A 16488-nucleotide genomic window follows, 5' to 3' on the forward strand; every position below is an offset into this window, starting at 1 on the left:
CCCGGACCCCGACGCCTAGACTCGGGGCCATCATGAGTGCACCCAGCGAAGAATCGATCCGCGCCGCCCTGGCCAAGGTCGACGACCCGGAGATCCGAAAGCCGCTCACGGAGCTCGGCATGATCAAGGGCGTCGAGATCGACGACCGGACCGGCCGGGTCGGGATCGGCATCTACCTGACGGTGGCCACGTGCCCCATGCGGGACACCATCACCGACCGGGTCCGCGCCGCGGTCTCCGACGTCCCCGGCGTGGGTGAGGTCGCCGTCGAGCTCGACGTGATGAACGACGAGCAACGCACGGAACTGCGCAAGCACCTGAGGGGCGACGCGGCCGAGCCCGTCATACCGTTCGCCCAACCGGGGAACCTGACCCGGGTGTACGCGGTGGCCTCGGGGAAGGGTGGCGTGGGCAAGTCCACCGCCACGGTCAACCTCGCGACCGCGCTCGCCTCCCGTGGGCTGTCCGTGGGTGTCCTCGACGCCGACATCTACGGTCACTCCATCCCCCGGATGCTCGGAACCGACGCCCGACCCACCCAGGTCGAGCAGATGATCCTGCCGCCGGTCGCACACGACGTCAAGGTCATCTCGATCGCCCAGTTCACCAAGGGCAACACCCCCGTGGTGTGGCGTGGCCCCATGCTCCACCGTGCACTCCAGCAGTTCCTGGCCGACGTGTACTGGGGTGACCTCGATGTCCTGCTCATGGACCTGCCGCCCGGAACAGGCGACGTGGCCATCTCGATCGCCCAACTCATCCCGTCGGCGGAGATCCTCGTCGTGACCACCCCGCAGCAGGCCGCGGCCGAGGTGGCCGAACGGGCGGGTTCGATCGCCCTGCAGACCCGTCAGCGGATCGCGGGGGTCATCGAGAACATGTCCTGGCTCGAGCTCCCCGACGGCACCCGCATGGATGTCTTCGGCACCGGAGGCGGAGCCGAGGTCGCGGCGAATCTCTCCCGCTCGGTGGGTGCGCCGGTCACGCTCCTCGGCCAGGTGCCGCTCGAGCAGGCGGTCCGGGAGCACGGCGACGAGGGCACCCCGATCGTGCTGGCGGAGCCGGATTCACCGTCCGGCCGGGCGTTCAGGGAGATCGCCGACGGCCTCGCCGTCCGGCCGCGTGGCCTTGCGGGGATGAACCTCGGGATCGACACGACGCGCCACCTCTGACCACAGGCGGCTCTGACCACAGGCGGCGCGGGTGTCCCCCGCGCCGCCTGTGGTTCAGTTCGGATCCGCCTAGGTGGCGTCCGTGTCCCACATCGGAGTCGTACCCGGGCTGTTCGGGGCGGGTGCGGGCGACGGGCCCGTCGCCGGCACTCCCACTCCGGACGACCGTGGACCCGTCGACTGTGGCTTCATCGGCTGTGCACCCGTCGACTGTGCACCCGTCGACTGAGCCGCGGCCGACTGTGGTGCGGTCGATCGTGGTCCGGTCTCCGAAGCGCCTCCCGCGGGTGCGGCTGCACCGAAGTCCCCCGTGAACAGGGAGTCGTCCCCGTCCAGGAGGTGCTTGGTCACCATCGCGCGGGGGCTCATGCCCCTCAGATCGCTCAGTTGCTTGAGCGGCTCGCGGAACTCGTCGAAGTCCGTCCCGTAGTCGTCGCGGAGTTGCTGCTGGGCGGACCCCGCGAACTCCTTGACCTTGCGGATCGCCGAGGCCAGCCAGCGGGCGGCCTCGGGTAGCCGCTCGGGCCCCAGGACCACGAGCGCGATCACGCCGAGCACCAGCAGCTCGGACCACCCCACGTTAGTGAACATCGCCTCCGAGGATACGTCGTCGCGGCCCCGTCCGGCACCACGACCTCGCGCGACGATCCCCCGTCACCCCGATCGTGCCGCTCAGAACGCGTCACGCCGGCCGTGTCGGGCCGGTCGTGTCACCCCAACCGTGTCACCCCAACCGTGTCAACCCAGCGCAGGGCGGACGGTCAACTCGATCAACGCACCGTCCCGGACGACCTCGACCGGGACGTCCCCGTCCGCGCCCGCCCGTCGGACGGCCACGATGAGCTCGTCGGAGGACCGGACGCTGCGCTCCCCTACCCTCGTCACCACGTCGCCCTCCCGGAGCCCGGCCTCCTGTGCGGGCGACCCCTCACGCACGTTGACGAGCTCCGCACCCTCCACGTTGCCGTTCTCCGCTTTGCGTGCGTTCACGCCGATAGTCGCGTGACGTACCGACCCCTCCCTCATGAGCGAGGTGGCGATGTCGCGCACATCGTTGACGGGGATGGCGAACCCGAGCCCGATCGATCCACCGGATTGGGTGAAGATGGAGGTGTTGATCCCGATCACCGCCCCGCTGGCGTCGATGAGTGGGCCTCCCGAGTTTCCGGGGTTGATGGCCGCGTCCGTCTGGATGGCGTCGATCACCACGTCCCCGTCGGAGGTCGACTCCCCCAGCGCGATCGGTCGTTGGGTGGCGGACACGATGCCCTCGGTGACCGTCCGGGCCAAGCCGAGGGGTGAACCGATGGCCACGACCTGTTCTCCCACCTCCACCCGGTCGGAATCGCCGAGGGTCGCCACGGTCAGGTTCTGTACGTCCTCGACCTTCAGCACCGCCAGGTCGGTCGCCGGGTCCCGTCCCACCAATTCGGCCGAGGCCCTGGACCCGTCCGGGAAGACGACGTCGATGTCGGCCCTGTCCGCGGCCCCGTCCATGGTGACGACGTGGTTGTTGGTAACGATGTATCCCTGCGGATCTATGACGATCCCGGAACCCTCACCCCGGGCCGAGGCTGTCGAGACCTGGATGTGGACCACCGCCGGCTGGACCCGCTGGGCGACCTCACCGACAGGATTGTCGGGCCGGATCACGTTGGCCGGGGCGTCGGCGATACGGACCGTCGATGTGGTGAGGACGCGGGCGGAATCGGCCACGACCGCGCCGATCCCCCCTCCCACGAGCGCGACGACGGCGACGGCGGCCACCGCTCCGGCGAGTGCCTGCCTGCTCAGCCGCCGTTCGAACAGCGCCTCGGAGAGCGAGAGCCTCGGCGGAGGGGGCGCTTCCGCGCCGGACAGGTCCTCCGGTCCGGGCTCTTCCGCCGCCTGCACGGCGGGAGCACCGAAGCCGACCGGCGCGCGGGGATCGCGCCAGGGGTCCGGCGGCGCGGGTTGCGGCTCCTCGACCTGGTCCTGCCATGCCGGATGCCGCTGGATGCCCCGGTCGGCGTCGCCGGACGGGCCGAACGCCGCCGCCAGTGCCGGGTCGGCGTCGTGGCCGCGAGTCGGGGCGGAGCGATCGTCGGCGGCCGAGTAGTCGTGGGCGGCCGAGTGTCGCCGGGGGTCGGATCCCCCGGTCACCCCGTCGGGACGGGAGAAGCGTTCCTCCGAGGCCTTGTCGACGACGGGCCTGTGGATCGGGGCCGGTTCGCGAAGCGGTCGGTCGGGTTCCACGCCCCGCCCCGCCGGATCCGGCACACCAGTCTCATCCTCCACGCGTCCCAGCCTAACGGCCGAGCGAACGCAGGCGGCGCAGGAGCCTCGACCAACGGTTCCCCGATGGGGGCACCGGGGCCGGTGGGAGTTCCGGGTCTCCACCCTCCCCGAGGAGGCGGAGACGCTCCCGCAGATCCCCCGGCATGTGGATCGGCCCGGAACCCCGGAGAGCCCGACGCGCGTCCTGTTGCTCGGTCACCTCGCGTCGACACTGCGGGCACAGCCCGAGATGCGCATCGGCGCGGACCTGGCCCGCAGGCGGCAGACATCCGTCCACATATGCCGCCGCGGCCTCGGTGGAGAGGTGGTCGGTGGAGAGGAACCGGGGTTCGGAACGGGGAGGCGGCGTACGCTCCGCGACCTCACGGACCGAGTCCCTCGACAGCCGGTACTCGGGGGTGGACCCGCCTCCTGAATGGTGTCGGTCCACCCTCGCCCCTCCTCGTCCGCCTGCCCTCGGTGCACCCGTCCTACTCGTACGGGGTGTTCAACGCGCGGGGTGCGCCCGGGGTTCCCGGGTGTCCCCGGGTGTCCCCGGGGAATCAGTCGATGCCCTGGTGCACCCCGGTCACGCCGGCCGCCTCGAGCTCGGCGCGCAACGCGGAGCGTCCCCGGTGGATGCGGCTGCGGACCGTCCCCATCTTCACGCCGAGGATCCGGCCCACCTCCTCGTAGCTCAGATCCTCGATGTCGCACAGCACCACGGCCGCGCGGAATTCCGGTGAGAGGTTGGCCAGTGCGGTCTGCAGGATCGGGTCGAATGTCTCCTCGGCCAGCACCTGCTCCGGGCTGCGCTCTCGACCGGGGACCCGCTCGGCGTCCTCCGGGAGCGCCTCGAAGCGGATCCGCGACCGACGGCGCGCCATGTCCAGGAAGAGGTTGGTGACGATGCGGTGCATCCATCCCTCGAAGGTGCCCGGCTTGTACTTGTCCAGGGACCTGAACACCCGGATGAACGCCTCCTGGGTGATGTCCTCCGCGTCGTGGGCGTTGCCGCAGAGACGGAACGCGAGTCGGTACACCCTGTCCCCGTGCTGGGCGACGAGTTGCGACCAGGAGGGCATGTCGGCGGAGTCACCACTGGCGTCGAACCGGGCGGTTCCGGCCGCCGCGTCGCCGTCGCCCCCGGGACCAATCGACGTACCGTGCACCGTCTGCGAGTACATGCGCTTCCGCCGCCTTCCGGCGCGGGGTCCCCCGAAGGCGTCCGCGCGCAGTGTTCCGTCGCCCCCTCGTGGAGCGGCATGGTCCCACCCTCTCGCATCGGGCTGTCCTCACGGTATATCCGTACTGAGATCCCCCTGAGAGTCTCATACCGATCCGATCACCGCGCGTTGGACGCGTCGTCCACGTGCGCGGCGATACGCTGCTCAGGTGTCCGATTCGACTGACGTCCCCGCCTCCGACCGTTCCCGGTTCACCGACCTCGCGCGCCGCAGCGCCGACCTGGTCGACGACTCGCTGTACGCACCCGCCCGTGCGGACGCGACCGAACTGGGGGCCGCGTCGCCGGACGCGCTGACCGCCGAGGCGATCCGGCTGGTGGCGCGACTGACCGCGGCCCGTACCGCGGTGTGCATCTCGCCCGCTCCCGGCGTCCCCGCCCTGGCGATACTGGCCGCAGCCGGGCCGGGGTCCGGGGCCGTGGTCACCTGCATCACCGACGACCCTCATCATCTGGACGCCGCCCGATCCGCCCTCCGCGCTGCCGGACACCCCGCGTCCGCCGCCCGCTACATCGCGGCACGCCCCCTGGAGGTGGCCGACAAGCTCGCTGACGGCGCCTACGACCTGCTCGTCGCGGACGTGCCGGACCACTCGGTCTCCCGGGTGGTCTCCCGGGCCCACCAACTTCTCCGGTCCGGCGGCGCGCTGATCCTGATCGGCGAGCACGCGCCGTTGCCGGACGACGCGGACCTGCCCACACACGCGCACGTCACCGTCCTGCCCGTCGGCGACGGGCTGACCGTGGTCGCGCTCTGAACCTGGTCGCGCTCTGAACCCGGCAGTGCGGTGAACCCGACGGTGCGCTGGACCCGGCGGTGCGCTGGACCCGGCGGTGCTCTGGACCCGGCGGTGCTCTGGATTGAGCGGTGCGCCGGACGAGTCCCCGTTTCGGCTCAGCCGGGTAGCGACGTGACGGAGTTCTTCGCCACGCTCACCACCCCGCCCGCGCTGATCGGGAACCGCAGGCGGTCGCGCTCGTGGTCCACGCCGATCACGTCGCCGGCACCGATGTGGCAGTTCTTGTCGACGATCGCCTTGCGCACCACGGCGCCCCGACCGATCCGCACGCCGGGCATCAGGACGCTGCCCTCCACCACTGCACCGTCCTCGACGATCACATTGTTCGAGACCACCGAGTTGCGCACGGTTGCCGCCGAGATGATCGTCCCGGCACCGACCATCGACTCCTGGGACATGCCACCGTTGACGAACTTGGCGGGCGGGAGGTTGTCCTGCTGCGTCCGGATGGGCCAGAGGTTGTTGTAGAGGTTGAAGACCGGGTGGACGGAGACCAGATCCACGTGCGCGTCGTAGAACGCGTCGATGGTCCCCACATCGCGCCAATACCCCCGGTCGCGCTCCGTCTCGCCCGGGACCTGGTTGCGGGCGAAGTCGTACACGTACGCGCGCTCCTGCTCCACCAGGGCCGGGATGATGTCCCCGCCCATGTCGTGAGTGGAGTCCGGCTTCTCAGCGTCCGCCTTGAGCGCCGTGACGAGTGCGTCGGTGGTGAAGATGTAGTTGCCCATCGAGGCGAACGTCGCATCCGGGTCGTCCGGCGTCCCCGGTGGGTCGGAGGGCTTCTCGACCCAGTCACGGATCAGATCGTCGTCCCCCGCGTCGATGCAGCCGAAGGCGAACGCCTCACTGCGAGGGACGCGGATCCCCGCCACGGTGACCGCGGCCCCCGTGGCGATGTGGTGGTCGAGCATCTGGCGGGGATCCATGCGGTACACGTGGTCCGCGCCGAAGACGACGATGTGGTCCGGCTTCTCGTCGTAGACCAGGTTCAGCGACTGCAGGATGGCATCGGCCGAACCGGTGTACCACCGCGGTCCGAGCCGCTGCTGCGCGGGGACGGGGGTGATGTACTCGCCCCCCATCCCGCTCATATGCCACACCTGCGAGATGTGCCGGTCCAGGGAGTGCGACTTGTACTGCGTGAGGACGCAGATCCGCATGAATCCGGCGTTGACGAGGTTGCTCAGCACGAAATCGATCAGTCGGTACGACCCCCCGAACGGCACCGCCGGTTTGGCGCGGTCCGCCGTGTGCGGGAAGAGTCGCTTGCCCTCGCCACCGGCGAGAACGATTGCTAGGACGTGCGGCTGGTTCCTCACCCCACCACCGTATCGACTTCCGGGCCTCGGTCACGGACCATCGCGTTACTTGCCCCCGAGCCGCCCCATACGGACACCCCGTGGTCGGGCGGGGTTCACCCGCAACGGTCCCGGGTGAGCCCGGGACGGCTAGGTTGACCCGTGTGCGAGTAGCGATGATGACGAGGGAGTACCCGCCGGAGGTCTACGGCGGGGCGGGAGTCCACGTGACCGAACTGGTGGCCACGCTTCGGCCGCTGTGCGAGGTCGACGTCCTGTGCATGGGCGCGGACCGGGACACCGCCCGGGCTTTCCGGCCCGATCCGGAGCTGGGCGAGGACGCCAACCCGGCGATCAAGACCCTGTCGGCGGGCCTGCGCATGTGCGTGGCGGCGGAGGGGGCGGACATCGTCCACTCCCACACCTGGTACGCGGGCCTGGCCGGCCATCTCGCCGGAGAGCTCTACGGCATCCCCCACGTGGTGTCCGCGCACTCGCTCGAACCCAGTCGGCCCTGGAAGGCGGAGCAGCTCGGTGGCGGATACCGCGTCTCGTCGTGGTCCGAGCGCAACGCCTTCGCCAACGCGGACGCCGTGGTCGCGGTGAGTGCACGGATGAAGGACGAGATCCTGCGCGTGTACCCCGAGATCGACCCGGACCGGATCCACGTGATCCTCAACGGCATCGACACCTCGGTGTGGTCACCGGTCGAGACGTTCGCCGGAGAAGACTCCGTGCTCCGTCGGCACGGTGTCGACCCGGACCGCCCGATCGTCGCCTTCGTCGGTCGCATCACACGACAGAAGGGTGTGCCCCACCTGGTGCGCGCCGCCCGTGACTTCCATCCGGACGCCCAGCTCGTGCTGTGCGCCGGCGCGCCGGACACCCCGGAGATCGCGGCCGAGATGGAGGGGCTGGTCTCCGAGCTGCAGTCGACGCGTGACGGCGTCTTCTGGCTCCGTGACATGCTCCCCCGCGAGGAGGTCATCGAGATCCTCTCCGCCGCCACGGTGTTCGCCTGCCCGTCCGTGTACGAACCGCTCGGGATCGTCAACCTCGAGGCCATGGCGTGCGACACCGCCGTCGTGGCCTCCGACGTCGGAGGGATCCCCGAGGTGGTCGTCGACGGCGAGACTGGCACACTCGTCCACTACGACGAGTCGGACCCGGACGCCTTCGAGGCCGGTCTCGCGGCCGCCGTCAACGCCCTGGTGGTCGACCCCGGGAAGGCCGCCCGGTTCGGGCGCGCCGGACAGGAGCGGGCCCGGACCCGGTTCGCGTGGGAGGCCATCGCCGAGCAGACCCACGCGATGTACGCCTCACTCCTGTAGAGACCTGCGGAAGGACCGCACCTCGACGTGCACACGAACCGGGCTGTCGACCGTCCCGACGACCTGCTCGACCCCGGCCCGGTCCAGGTGGACACCACTTGGCCCCATGAGCGCGAGGTCCGCCGCGATCGCGGCCGGGACCGTGGCGGTGACGTCGACCACCCGGACCGGGCCGGGTTCGAACCCCGCCGCCAGGTGGGTGTCCAGCCGTTCGGCCTTGTCCGCCGCGGGTGCGAGCATCCCGGCCTGCGTCCGGAGGGGTTCGAGATGACCGGGACCGGGGACCGCGACGACCAGGGTCCCGCCCTTGCGCAGCACGCGCGCGAACTCGGACGGGTTCCTCGGTGCGAAAACCACCTGGACCAGGTCGACGCACTCGTCCACCAGGGGTAGACCGTCCCAGGTATCGACGACCAGCGCCGTGACGAGGGGGTTCACGCGAGCCAGCCGACGTGCGGCGGCCACGGAGAGCTCCGTACCTATCCCGAGCGGTTCCCCGGGGCCGTCGGTGGCGTCCCCACCCGCCGGGGACGGCGGGCGCAGCGCGCCGATGACACGGTCCAGATAGAAACCCGTGCCGGCCCCGGCGTCCAGGACCACGGGTCGCTCGGCGACGCCGACCGCGTCGGTCGCCACCCCCACCAGGGCGTCGGCTACCCCGTCGAACAGCCCGTGGCTGAGAACCCTCTCGCGGGCGGCGAGCTGCTCGGCTGAGTCCCCCGGAAACCGGCGCCCACGCGAACCGAGCAGGGTCAGGTGGCCACCGCGTGCACGATCGAACGAATGCCCGCCGCCGCACTCCACGCCGGTGTCGGTGGACCCCAACCGATCCCCGCACAGCGGGCAGCGCAACAGCGGGACGGCCCTGGAGAGGGCGGCCGGCGCCGGGTTCACCGCCGCGGCCGGTCGACGAGATCCCGGAGCAGACCCACGAGGGTGCGTGTGGCGAACCCTGTCGCCACCGGGCCGACCTCGTCGATCTCCTCCGGCGACCGGGCCGGGCCGGCGATGTCGAGGTGTGCCCACGGACGCCCGTCGACGAACCCCTCGAGGAACAGGGCCGCGGTGATGGCGCCCGGCCCCTTGGGTGCCTGGCGACGATCCGCGATTCCGGACTCGACGGCGCCGCGCAGGTCGTCGGGCAGCGGGAGCCGCCACCACCGCTCCCCCGCCCCCGCGCCCGCCGCGGACACGCGGTCTGCGAGGTCGTCGTCCGTCGCCATCACCGCACCGGTCCGCATGCCCAGTGCGACCTTCATCGCCCCGGTGAGGGTGGCGACGTCCACCACCACGTCCGGGTCGCACTCGGCGATCCCGTGGGCCAGCCCGTCGGCCAACACCATGCGGCCCTCCGCGTCGGTGTTGGTGACCTCGGAGGTCGTGCCGCCCACGTGCGTGACGACGTCCCCGGGACGGTAGGCGGACCCGGAGAGCATGTTCTCAGCCGAGGGGACCACGACCGTCAGATCGAGATCCGCGTACCGCGCGCCGACCTCAGAACAGAACGCAGCCGCCGCTGCCACTACGGCGGCCGAGCCGGCCATGTCGGTGCGCATGAGATGCATCCCCTCGGCCGGTTTGACCGAGATCCCTCCGGTGTCGAACGTGATCCCCTTGCCCACCAGCAACACCCGCGTGCCGGGGCCTGGGCGGCGCGCCACCAGGACTCGGGGGGCCGCGGCCGACCCGCCGCCCACCGCGAGGACACCGCCGAAACCGCCGGCGACCAGGTCCTCCCCCTCGAGCACCTGTGTCCGCATCCCGGCGGTGGACAACTCGTCGGACATCCGGGACACGAGCCACTCGGGGGACTTGAGATCGGCGGGAGCTCCCGCGAGGTCTCGCGCCAGCGCGGTGGCGCGGGCGGCCTCCCGGGCCGCTGCAACCGTTGCGGAGACGACCGCCTCGTCGTCGTCACCCGCTCCGGCCCCGGATGACACCCACACCACCAGCTCGGGCGCCACGGGCGCCGGACCGGCGGCGAACACGTCCTGACCGCGCGCACCCAGCAGATATCCGAGGACCAGATCGCCGACCCGGTCGGGCGGGACCGTTCCGGGAACGGACACCCCGACCTCTTCGGTCCGCCGCGCATCCCGCAGGTGTCTGGCCACGGCCGCACCCGCTCGGCGGTACCCGATTCCGACGTCCACCGCTCCCGACCACCCGGGCCGGGGAGCCGTCGCGTCGATCTCGACCTCCACCACCGGCCGCCCGTCGACCGCACTCGTCCGCGCCTCCACGGCGCGGCCGCGGAGGGATCGGCCCTCCTCCGGGGCCCGGGTGACCAGCGACCATCCGGTCGTGGGCTCCGGTCCGCGGACTACGCGAACGGTGGGCAGTGGACGCGAGGGGACCTCGGACATCGGGAGAACCTTCCGTGGAACCGAATCGACGCACCCGCCGCGTGGGCCGGGTGCGTCGATTCGCCAGAGCTGGGAACGATCAGGAGATGGCCTGGGTCAACTCCGCGCCGAGCGACTTCGCCTCGTCGGGGGTCAACTCCACGACGAGGCGTCCGCCACCCTCGAGAGGGACGCGCATGACGATCCCGCGGCCCTCCTTGGCCGCTTCCATCGGTCCGTCACCGGTCCTGGGCTTCATAGCCGCCATCGGGTCGATTCCCTTCGTCCTTGGCAGTGGGCGGCGTCCTGTGAGGACGGCCGCTCCCACGTGCGGTATCGCTGAGTGGATGTTGCCGATTCTAGCGCGTCACACCGGCCCCGGACGCGGGAGCGCGTTCTGGGCCCGCCTCGTCAGAGGTCTCGCCGAGGTTTCCGTCCCCGGCGAGACGCGCCCGGAGGCGGTCGATCTCAGCGGCCGCCTCCTCGAGTGCCCAGTCGACCTCCGACATCGTGTAGCCGCGCGCGGACATGCCGAACCGGACCGATCGCAGATCGTCGCCGGTGAACGACCCCTCGGGCAGCGTCGTGACCGTGTGGCCCCGTGCGACCGCCGGCAGCAGTTCCGAACGGCCGAAGACCACGATCGACAGGGCGAAGAGCGCCGCCGCCACGATCAGGGTGATGACCACGTAGATGACGACCGTGAGCATGCGGGCGCGCCCCCTCATCTGGTTCGGACCGGGCCACCAGTCTGGCACACGTGACGCAGCGGGGGCCCGCCCGAGTCAGGCGAGCCCGCGGACGGTTCGTGCAGGTGGGCGGGTACCCACGATGGAAGCCACCATCTCCACCGACCGGCGTGTCGCCCGCACGTCGTGGGTGCGGAACACCCGTGCACCCATCATCGCCGCGACGGAGGTCGCCGCCAGCGTGCCCTCGGCCCGGTCGTCGATCCCTGCGTCCAGTGTCTCGCCGATGAAATCCTTGTTGCTCAGCGCCATCAGGACGGGATGCCCCAGAGCCACGATCTCGTCCATCCGTCGCAACAGTTCCAGGCCGTGGAAGGTGTTCTTGCCGAAGTCATGGGTGGGATCGACCAGGATCCCGTCCGCCGGGACCCCGGCGGCGATCGCCCGTTCAGCGGCTGCGGACAGCTCCGAGACCACGTCGAGGACGACGTCGGGATAACCCACCCGGAAGGGACGCGTGCGAGGGACGGCGCCGCCGGTGTGGGAGCACACGAACCCCGCCCCCGCCTCACCTGCCGCGGTCAGGACCTCCGGGTCGTGTCCCGCCCAGGTGTCGTTGACCAGGTCGGCCCCGGCGGACAGGGCCCGGCGGGCGACCGAACCGCGCCACGTGTCCACGGAGATCACCACGCCCGGGTGCCTGGCCCGCACCGCCTCGACGAAGGGGACGACCCGCCGCATCTCCTCTCGTGCGTCCACCGACTCACCCGGACCCGCCTTGACTCCCCCGATGTCGAGGATGTCGGCGCCGTCCGCCACGGACTGGTCGACCCGGCGCATCGCGGCCTCGTCGGTGAAACTCGCTCCACGGTCGTAGAAGGAATCCGGGGTGCGGTTGACGATCGCCATCACCAGGGGTCGGTCCACCGGGACCGGACGACCACAGAGCGTGGGCAGTGGCGCCGGGCCCGGGGGTTTCACCGACGACCTCCGCAGGCGTCGAGGGCCGCCTCCAGGTCGTCACGCACCACGAGGCTGTCGAACGCCTGTGGCTTGACCAGCCCGGACTCCGCCAGTCCGCCGACCCAGTCCAGAAGAGGTCGGTAGAAGCCGATCGGGTCGTAGAGCACGACCGGTTTGTGGTGGAAACCCAGCGAGGCGGACGTCCACACCTCGAACATCTCCTCCATGGTGCCGATCCCCCCGGGCAGGGTCAGGAACGCGTCGGAACGCTCCTCCATCTCGCGTTTGCGTTCGCGCATCGTGGTGACCACCACCAGCTCGTCCGCGGCGGTATCGGCCACCTCACGCACCCGCAGGCCCTCGGGGATGACGCCGACGGTCCTGGCGCCGCCGTCCCGTGCCGCCTCGGCGACCGCTCCCATCATGGACACGTTGCCGCCGCCGGAGACCAGTGACCACCCACGACGGGCGATCCCGGCGCCCACCTCGGAGGCGATCTCCAACAGCGCGGGATCGTAGGTCGAGGACGCACAGTAGACGCATACCCTGCGCCCGGGGACGGGTGCCATCAACGCTCGACCCCTCGGTGCTCCTCGCCCACCAGGTCCTCGCGTTGTTCGGCGGTCAGTGCCACCCGGTGGTGCGCCTCGCGGATGTACTCCACCGTCTCGGACACGGAATCGGTGACCAGGAACAGGTCCAGGTCGGAGGCCGAGACCATGCCCTGCTCGGCCAGTGTGCCCCGGATCCAGTCCACGAGCGGGGTCCAGAAGTCGACTCCCAGCAGGACGATCGGGAACCGGGTGATCTTGTCGGTCTGGACCAGGGTGATGGCCTCGAAGAACTCGTCGAGGGTGCCGAAACCACCCGGGGTGCAGACGAACGCCTGCGTGTACTTGACGAACATCGTCTTGCGGACGAAGAAGTAGCGGAAGTGCAGACCCAGGTCCACCCAGCGGTTGATCCCCTGCTCCATGGGTAGCTCGATACCCAGGCCCACGGACTCGCCGTCGGCCTCCCAGGCACCCTTGTTGGCCGCCTCCATCTGACCGGGCCCACCGCCTGTCACCACCGCGTACCCCGCCTCCGCGAGGGCTCGTCCCAGCTCCACCGCCTGTTCGTAGGCGGGATCACCCGGACGGGTCCGCGCCGAGCCGAAGACACTCACGGCGTCGGGTAGCTCCGCGAGCGCACCGAACCCGTTGACGAACTCGCTCTGGATGCGCAGGACCCGCCACGGATCGGTGTGCAACCAGTCGGTGTCCTGGTTGGTGTCCAGCAGCCGTTGGTCGGTGGTCGTGCGATCACCGCCCTTGTCCCGTCGGAGGAGGAGGGGGCCGCGCAGGTGTACGGAGTCGTTCGGTGCCATCAGGGGAAGGTCTCCTAGTGGGGTGGGTTCCGGGTTCAGCCGGATGTGGTGAGGTAGGCGCGGAGCACCTCGGCGACCTCGGTGATCTGGGTGGCCGGGCAGTGTTCGTCACGCGTGTGAGCCAGCCCGGGGTCGCCGGGACCGAGGTTGACGGCGGGGACACCCAGGGCCGCGAACCGGGACACGTCGGTCCACCCGTACTTGGCCCGCACCCGGCCGCCCGCGGCCCGCACCAGGTCCGCGGCCGCCGGGGCGCCGAGGCCGGGCAGCGCCCCGGGGCACAGGTCGGTGAGCTCCCAGTACAGGCCGGGACCGGTCGGCGGTTCCGACCCCTCGGCGACTCGAGCCTGATCGGGCACACCGAGCGCGTCGAGCGCATGGGCGAGCGCGGCGCCGGTGTCCCGGTCCGGGGCGAACCGGAAGTTGACGTCGAGCCACGCCTCGTCCGGGACGGTGTTTCCGGCCACACCCGCGGACATCCGTACCGCCTGTAGCCCCTCCCGGTAGACACACCCGTCGATGTCGATCGACCGCGGCTCGTAAACCTCGAGCTTCGCCAGGACCGGGGCGAGGCGGTGCACGGCGTTGTCGCCCAACCAGCTCCGAGCGGAGTGGGCGCGGACGCCGCGGGTGTGCACCCTGATCCGGAGGGTCCCCTGGCATCCCGCCTCGACCAGGCCCCCGGTGGGTTCCCCGAGGATCGCCACGTCCCCCGTGAGCCAGTCCCGGTGGGTGCGTTCCAGGAACCCGAGGCCGTTGGCGGTGGCCTCGATCTCCTCGCAGTCGTAGAGGACCAGCGTGAGGTCGTGCGCGAGCTCCTCGGAGTCGGCCAGGGTGGCGAACAGGTGGAGGAACACGGCGTCGCCGGATTTCATGTCGACGGTTCCGCACCCGTGCAGGACGAGATCGGCGCCCTCACCCGTGAGTCGGCACGGCACGTTGTCCGCCACGGGAACGGTGTCGAGGTGGCCTGCCAGCACCACCCGCGACGGCAGATCCCTGCGGGTGCGGGCGAGGACCCGGTTGCCCTCGCGGACGAGCTCCGTCCGTCCGGCGGCCGGGCCCGTGAAGCCGGCGATGACGGACTCGAGCGCGGAGTGGACGGCCCCGGCGATCGCGGCCTCCTCACGGGAGGGGCTGGCGATGTCAACGAGGGCGCGGGTGAGGTCGACCGGGTCTGCGGTCAGGTCGAGGGCGGCGGTCACGGCGTCCACCTTAGATGCCCGTGGCCGGTGTGCGCCGGGGCCGACCGCTAGCATCGGGGTCATGAGTGCACATGGAGCCGTGGCCACCGGAATCGCCACCCTGACGTCCGATCACACCGTCCTCGACGTGTGGTATCCCGCACCGGAGCTCGGTGCGGCCTCCGACGGCGGTCACCGTGTCCTGTCGGGTGACGAGGTCCCCGAGGAGCTCGCCTCCCTGACCGGACCCGACGCCGACCGCGGTGTGGAACGGGTCGCGGTACGGGTGGAGATCGAGGACCTCACGCAGCCCCCGACCGACGCCTACGACGCATACCTCCGACTTCACCTGATCTCCCACCGGCTCATCAGGCCGCACTTCGCCAACATGGACGGACTGTTCGGCACCCTGTCCAACGTCGTGTGGACCAACTTCGGTCCCTGCGCGGTCCCGGGATTCGAGATGGTGCGGGCGAGGCTGCGCGCCCGCGGCCCGGTGACGGTCTACGGCGTCGACAAGTTCCCGAGGATGGTGGACTACGTGGTCCCGTCCGGGGTCCGGATCGCCGACGCCGACCGGGTCCGCCTGGGCGCACATCTGGCGGAGGGGACGACTGTCATGCACGAGGGCTTCGTCAACTTCAATGCCGGAACCCTGGGGCCGTCGATGGTCGAGGGACGCGTCTCGGCCGGAGTGGTCGTCGGCGCGGACTCCGATGTCGGCGGTGGCGCCTCGATCATGGGCACCCTCTCCGGCGGCGGCAAGGAGACCATCTCGATCGGCGAGCGATGCCTGCTGGGTGCGAATTCCGGAATCGGGATCTCGCTCGGCGACGACTGTGTGGTGGAGGCCGGGCTTTACGTCACCGCCGGCACCAAGGTGGACGTCCGTGCCGGCGCGTGGGCCGACCGTGAGCCCGTCAAGGCCGGTCAGCTCTCCGGGATGGACAACCTGCTCTTCCGTCGCAACTCGGTCTCCGGCGCCGTCGAGGCCGTGCCGTGGAAGCGGGAGGGCGTCGGGCTGAACGAGGCGCTCCACGCCAACGACTGACCACCCCCGACGCACCCACATCGATAAGAGCGTTCCGCACACATCGGCCGACTTGAAGTCAAGTGGTTGTTGCAACCAGGAAGTCGTTGAGGGTTTGTGCTGGGGTTCTCCAGTCGAGGGTTTGCCGTGGTCGTCCGTTGAGCTCGGCGGCCACGGCGTCCAGGTCGGCTTGGGTGTAGGTGCGGAAGTCGGTTGAGGACCGCGGGAAGTACTGCCGGAGCAGCCCGTTGGTGTTCTCGTTGGAGCCACGCTGCCAGGGCGAGTGCGGGTCACAGAAGTACACCTGGCAGTTGGTGGCCAACGTGAACTTGGTGGTCTTCGCCATCTCCGAGCCTTGGTCCCAGGTCAGCGACCTGAGCAGGTGATCGGGCAACTGGCCCATACGCTCGATCAGAACCCCGATGACCTCCTCACTGACCCGTGACCGCGGTAGCGAACCGAGCATCACGTACCGCGAATGCCGCTCGACCAGGGTCACAATCGCCGAAGCGCTGCGGGCACCCAGGACCAGGTCGCCCTCCCAGTGCCCCGGAACTGCTCGATCCTCGGCCTCGGCAGGCCGGGTCGAGACGTTGAACCCCTTGACCCAGGCCTTGCCGGTGCGGTCGGCCGACGCCTTGCGCGACTGCGGTTTGCGCTGTCGACGGCCGGACCTGAGAGCGACCTGCCTGCCGATCTCCATCCGGAATCCACCCCGTGCTTGGAAGTAGATGGCCTGATAGATCGTCTCGTGGGACACATGCATCTCCGGCTGATCGGGGTAGGTCAGCGTGAGCCACTG

General features: G+C 70.5%; 16 protein-coding genes and 2 pseudogenes. 4 read left to right on the forward strand and 14 right to left on the reverse strand.

The window, feature by feature from the left end; all coding sequences use genetic code 11:
* Positions 1-32 precede the first annotated feature (32 nt).
* Positions 33-1172: an Mrp/NBP35 family ATP-binding protein gene (locus A6048_RS10115; protein ID WP_107747307.1), complete on the forward strand. Its 1140-nt coding sequence runs from the start codon at positions 33-35 to the stop codon at positions 1170-1172.
* 174 nt (positions 1173-1346) lie between these two features.
* Here the strand turns inward: A6048_RS10115 and tatB are convergent.
* The 4 genes and pseudogenes from tatB to sigE form a co-directional block, all read right to left on the reverse strand.
* Positions 1347-1763, reverse strand: a pseudogene (gene tatB / locus A6048_RS18660) (Sec-independent protein translocase protein TatB); the annotation flags it as partial.
* A 147-nt stretch (positions 1764-1910) separates the two neighbouring features.
* Complete coding sequence (locus A6048_RS10125; RefSeq protein WP_244911001.1) at positions 1911-3449, reverse strand: S1C family serine protease; 1539 nt, start codon at positions 3447-3449, stop codon at positions 1911-1913.
* Between the two features lie 10 nt (positions 3450-3459).
* On the reverse strand, positions 3460-3879 hold the full coding sequence (locus A6048_RS10130; RefSeq protein WP_107747304.1) for an anti-sigma factor family protein: 420 nt from the start codon (positions 3877-3879) through the stop codon (positions 3460-3462).
* A 112-nt stretch (positions 3880-3991) separates the two neighbouring features.
* The gene (sigE, locus tag A6048_RS10135; RefSeq protein WP_107747303.1) at positions 3992-4615 is read right to left on the reverse strand and encodes an RNA polymerase sigma factor SigE; all 624 of its coding nucleotides are present in this window, start codon (positions 4613-4615) and stop codon (positions 3992-3994) included.
* A gap of 208 nt (positions 4616-4823) precedes the next feature.
* On the opposite strand from sigE, the gene A6048_RS10140 reads away from it, so the two are divergent.
* The gene (locus A6048_RS10140) at positions 4824-5432 is read left to right on the forward strand and encodes an O-methyltransferase (RefSeq protein WP_107747302.1); all 609 of its coding nucleotides are present in this window, start codon (positions 4824-4826) and stop codon (positions 5430-5432) included.
* 137 nt (positions 5433-5569) lie between these two features.
* Here the strand turns inward: A6048_RS10140 and glgC are convergent, their stop codons facing one another.
* Positions 5570-6796: a glucose-1-phosphate adenylyltransferase gene (gene glgC, locus A6048_RS10145; protein ID WP_107747301.1), complete on the reverse strand. Its 1227-nt coding sequence runs from the start codon at positions 6794-6796 to the stop codon at positions 5570-5572.
* A 143-nt stretch (positions 6797-6939) separates the two neighbouring features.
* On the opposite strand from glgC, the gene glgA reads away from it, so the two are divergent.
* Entirely contained in the window at positions 6940-8106 is a 1167-nt protein-coding gene (gene glgA, locus A6048_RS10150) for a glycogen synthase (RefSeq protein ID WP_200837369.1), read from the forward strand.
* Here the strand turns inward: glgA and A6048_RS10155 are convergent.
* From A6048_RS10155 to dapE, 8 genes are all read right to left on the reverse strand, one after another.
* Positions 8095-9000: a putative RNA methyltransferase gene (locus A6048_RS10155; RefSeq protein WP_244911002.1), complete on the reverse strand. Its 906-nt coding sequence runs from the start codon at positions 8998-9000 to the stop codon at positions 8095-8097. The two genes, glgA and A6048_RS10155, sit on opposite strands and share 12 nt — an antisense overlap.
* Positions 8997-10472 carry a leucyl aminopeptidase family protein gene (locus A6048_RS10160; RefSeq protein ID WP_107747299.1) on the reverse strand — a complete coding sequence of 492 codons (1476 nt, stop codon included), beginning with the start codon at positions 10470-10472 and terminating at the stop codon, positions 8997-8999. The genes A6048_RS10155 and A6048_RS10160 overlap by 4 nt, the downstream gene beginning before the upstream one ends.
* 79 nt (positions 10473-10551) lie before the next feature.
* The gene (locus A6048_RS10165; RefSeq protein ID WP_107747298.1) at positions 10552-10719 is read right to left on the reverse strand and encodes a DUF3117 domain-containing protein; all 168 of its coding nucleotides are present in this window, start codon (positions 10717-10719) and stop codon (positions 10552-10554) included.
* Positions 10720-10810: 91 nt separating this feature from the next.
* Positions 10811-11161, reverse strand: a complete 351-nt coding sequence (locus A6048_RS10170; RefSeq protein ID WP_107747297.1) for a DivIVA domain-containing protein — start codon at positions 11159-11161, stop codon at positions 10811-10813.
* Positions 11162-11236: 75 nt separating this feature from the next.
* On the reverse strand, positions 11237-12049 hold the full coding sequence (gene folP, locus A6048_RS10175; protein ID WP_235027604.1) for a dihydropteroate synthase: 813 nt from the start codon (positions 12047-12049) through the stop codon (positions 11237-11239).
* A 68-nt stretch (positions 12050-12117) separates the two neighbouring features.
* The gene (locus A6048_RS10180; protein ID WP_107747295.1) at positions 12118-12672 is read right to left on the reverse strand and encodes an LOG family protein; all 555 of its coding nucleotides are present in this window, start codon (positions 12670-12672) and stop codon (positions 12118-12120) included.
* Positions 12672-13472 carry an LOG family protein gene (locus A6048_RS10185; protein WP_107747294.1) on the reverse strand — a complete coding sequence of 267 codons (801 nt, stop codon included), beginning with the start codon at positions 13470-13472 and terminating at the stop codon, positions 12672-12674. The genes A6048_RS10180 and A6048_RS10185 overlap by 1 nt, the downstream gene beginning before the upstream one ends.
* A gap of 35 nt (positions 13473-13507) precedes the next feature.
* Positions 13508-14677, reverse strand: a complete 1170-nt coding sequence (dapE, locus tag A6048_RS10190; RefSeq protein WP_412523691.1) for a succinyl-diaminopimelate desuccinylase — start codon at positions 14675-14677, stop codon at positions 13508-13510.
* Positions 14678-14738: 61 nt separating this feature from the next.
* Between dapE and dapD the strand changes: the two genes are divergently transcribed.
* Positions 14739-15707: a 2,3,4,5-tetrahydropyridine-2,6-dicarboxylate N-succinyltransferase gene (dapD, locus tag A6048_RS10195; protein WP_107747292.1), complete on the forward strand. Its 969-nt coding sequence runs from the start codon at positions 14739-14741 to the stop codon at positions 15705-15707.
* Between the two features lie 58 nt (positions 15708-15765).
* Here dapD and A6048_RS10200 read toward each other — a convergent pair.
* Positions 15766-16482 (reverse strand): annotated as a pseudogene (locus tag A6048_RS10200) (IS30 family transposase); the annotation flags it as partial.
* Positions 16483-16488: the final 6 nt, after the last annotated feature.

Source organism: Dietzia psychralcaliphila (genome assembly GCF_003096095.1).
GTDB lineage: Bacteria > Actinomycetota > Actinomycetes > Mycobacteriales > Mycobacteriaceae > Dietzia > Dietzia psychralcaliphila.